Annotated in this window: 2 protein-coding genes and 1 pseudogene; 2 read left to right on the forward strand and 1 reads right to left on the reverse strand. The window is 68.9% G+C overall.

All coding sequences use genetic code 11. The features are described from left to right. Nucleotides 1–608: alpha-isopropylmalate synthase regulatory domain-containing protein (locus Q1K57_RS11365; RefSeq protein WP_300082590.1), on the forward strand; the 608-nt coding region annotated here is incomplete at its 5' end. Nucleotides 609–772: 164 nt separating this feature from the next. Beyond that, nucleotides 773–2,116 (forward strand): NADP-specific glutamate dehydrogenase, encoded by a 1,344-nt coding sequence (gene gdhA, locus Q1K57_RS11370; protein ID WP_300082593.1) that lies wholly within the window; start codon nucleotides 773–775, stop codon nucleotides 2,114–2,116. Between the two features lie 69 nt (nucleotides 2,117–2,185). On the opposite strand, the pseudogene Q1K57_RS11375 reads toward gdhA, so the two are convergent. After that, nucleotides 2,186–2,897: pseudogene (locus tag Q1K57_RS11375) on the reverse strand (hypothetical protein); the annotation flags it as partial.

A 2,897-nucleotide genomic window follows, 5' to 3' on the forward strand; every position in this document is an offset into this window, starting at 1 on the left:
ACTGGGAGGCGCCCTACCTGCCCATCGACCCGCACGACGTGGGCCGCACGTACGAGGCCGTCATCCGGGTGAACAGCCAGTCCGGCAAGGGCGGCATGGCCTACATCATGAAGAACGACCACAGCATGGACCTCCCGCGGCGCCTGCAGATCGAGTTCAGCCGCGTCGTCCAGCAGCACACCGACGCCGAGGGTGGCGAGGTCAACGCCGCCCAGATGTGGGCGATCTTCGAGCGCGAGTACCTCAGCCGGCACACGCCGCTCGACCTGCTGCAGTACCGCTCCGTCTCGGAGGAGGGGGTGTACGCCGTCGATGCCGCCCTGCGCGTCAACGGCCGCGAGAAGCAGGTGGGCGGGGAAGGCAACGGTCCGCTGTCGGCGTTCGTGGACGCGCTGGCTCTGATCGGCTACCCCGTGCGGGTGCTCGACTACTCCGAGCACGCGCTCAGCTCCGGCGACGACGCCCTCGCCGCAGCCTACGTCGAGTGCGAGGTCGGCCAGGGAGACGACGCCAGGGTCCTGTGGGGAGTCGGGCGCCACAGTTCGATCGTGACGGCGTCCCTCAAGGCCGTCCTGAGCGCGATCAACCGGTATCACGCCGACCGTTGACACCACGAGAAGGGACGCCGCCGCGCACCTCGCGCGGCGGTCTCCCTTGTGGGAAGCGTGTTGGCGGAGGGGCGGCCGTTGGGTGAACGGCCACGACCGGCGGCTCGGCCCGGTCGTAGACTCCCCATCGGAAGTCGCCATTCATCGAGGAAAGGTTCGCCCCAATGGAGCTCACTCCGACCCTGCAGGAAGAGTTCGACATCGTCGTCCGCCGCAATCCCGGGGAGGCCGAGTTCCATCAAGCGGTCCGCGAGGTGCTCGAGTCGCTGAGCCCGGTGATGGAGCGGCGTCCGGAGTTCGTCGAGATGGGCATCATCCCGCGCATCTGCGAGCCGAACCGCCAGATCATCTTCAAGGTCAACTGGCAGGACGACGCCGGCCGTGTGCACACCAACCGCGGGTTCCGCGTCCAGTTCAACTCGGCCCTCGGGCCCTACAAGGGCGGCCTGCGCTTCCACCCGAGCGTGTACCTCGGCATCATCAAGTTCCTCGGCTTCGAGCAGATCTTCAAGAACGCCCTCACCGGCATGCCGATCGGCGGCGGCAAGGGTGGCTCCGACTTCGATCCGAAGGGCAAGAGCGACAACGAGATCATGCGCTTCTGCCAGTCGTTCATGACCGAGCTCTCCGGCCACATCGGCCACGACATCGACGTTCCGGCCGGTGACATCGGCGTCGGCGGGCGCGAGATCGGCTATCTCTTCGGCCAGTACAAGAAGATGACCGGTCGCTACGAGTCGGGTGTCATCACCGGCAAGGGCCTCACGTGGGGCGGCTCGAGGGCGCGCACCGAGGCGACCGGCTACGGCACCGTGTTCTTCGCCGACGAGATGCTCAAGCTGACGGGGGACAGCTTCGACGGCAAGAAGGTCGTCGTGAGCGGTTCGGGCAACGTGGCCATCTACGCTCTCGAGAAGGCGCAGCAGCTCGGCGCCACGGTCGTCGCGATGTCCGACTCGAGCGGCTACATCGTCGACGAGGGTGGCATCGACCTCGAGCAGATGCAGGATCTCAAGGAGGTCCGGCGCGGCCGGATCGGCGAGTACGCGGACGCCAACAGCTCGGCCCGGTTCGTCTCCGACGGCTCCATCTGGGACGTCCCCTGCGACATCGCCCTTCCCTGCGCCACGCAGAACGAGCTGGACGCCGCCGCCGCGAAGACGCTCGTCGCCAACGGCTGCACGCTGGTCGCCGAGGGCGCGAACATGCCGAGCACGCCTGAGGCCATCCGCACGTTCACCGGTGCCGGCGTCCGGTTCGCGCCGGGCAAGGCGGCGAACGCGGGCGGCGTGGCCACCTCGGCTCTCGAGATGCAGCAGAACGCCTCGCGCGATTCCTGGACGTTCGAACACACCGAAGAACGCCTCAAGGGGATCATGGTCGGCATCCACGAGCGCTGCTACGAGACCGCGGAGGAGTACGGGGCCCCCGGCGACTACGTCGTCGGCGCCAACATCGCCGGCTTCCTGCGCGTGGCCGACGCCATGGTCGCCCTGGGCGTCATCTGAAGCGACCCAGAGCCGTAGGCTCCCGGCGCCACTGCCCCGGGGCTCACCGCGCCGGGGCTCGCTGCGGCGTCAGCCCTGCCAGCAGACCACGTGCTGGCTGACGATGTCACTGGCCAGTTCGAGGTCGTCGAAGCGCGCCACGTGAACCACGTCGACGAGGTGAGCGGCGGCGTCCGGAACGAGATCGGTGACCACGTTCGGACGTGCCCAGACGAGACCGGGCGCATAGGTCGTGCCCGGGCGGCCGTCGAAGACGGCAGCGTAGAAGATGCCGGTCTCGACGAGATCCTGGAAGAAGTGGCTGCCGTAGCTCAGCTCGGGCCGGAAGTCGCCCTCGGCGTAGGTGGTCTCGACGAGCGCTGACGCGTGGTTGATCTCGGCGAAGCGCACCGGGACGCCGAGCGACTCGGTCGTCGTGCCCCACCGCCCCGGCCCGATGAGGGCGAACGTCTCGTCGGCGAGCGCCCGGTTCACCAGCCCCACGAGGCGCGCCACGCCGTGCCGATCGGGGGTCCCGAGCCGGAGGTAGCGTTCCGGCCGCACCGCGACGACGTACCGCAGCGGGGTCCGCACGTTGCCCCCCATGAAGTTCCCGCGCGTCTCGAACAGGACGCCACCGGTGCCCGCCAGTTCGGGCATGGCCACCGCCGCGCCGGGCCCACGGGTCTGCAGGGGGCGGCACTGCACGATGCCGACGCGCACGTCGCCGCTGCTGGTGATGTTGACAGTGAACTCGACGTCGACGGGGTAGTCGTAGGCCACGGCGAGGGCGTCCAACACG

The sequence above is a fragment of the Propioniciclava sp. genome, assembly GCF_029977985.1.
Taxonomy (GTDB): Bacteria; Actinomycetota; Actinomycetes; order Propionibacteriales; family Propionibacteriaceae; genus Propioniciclava.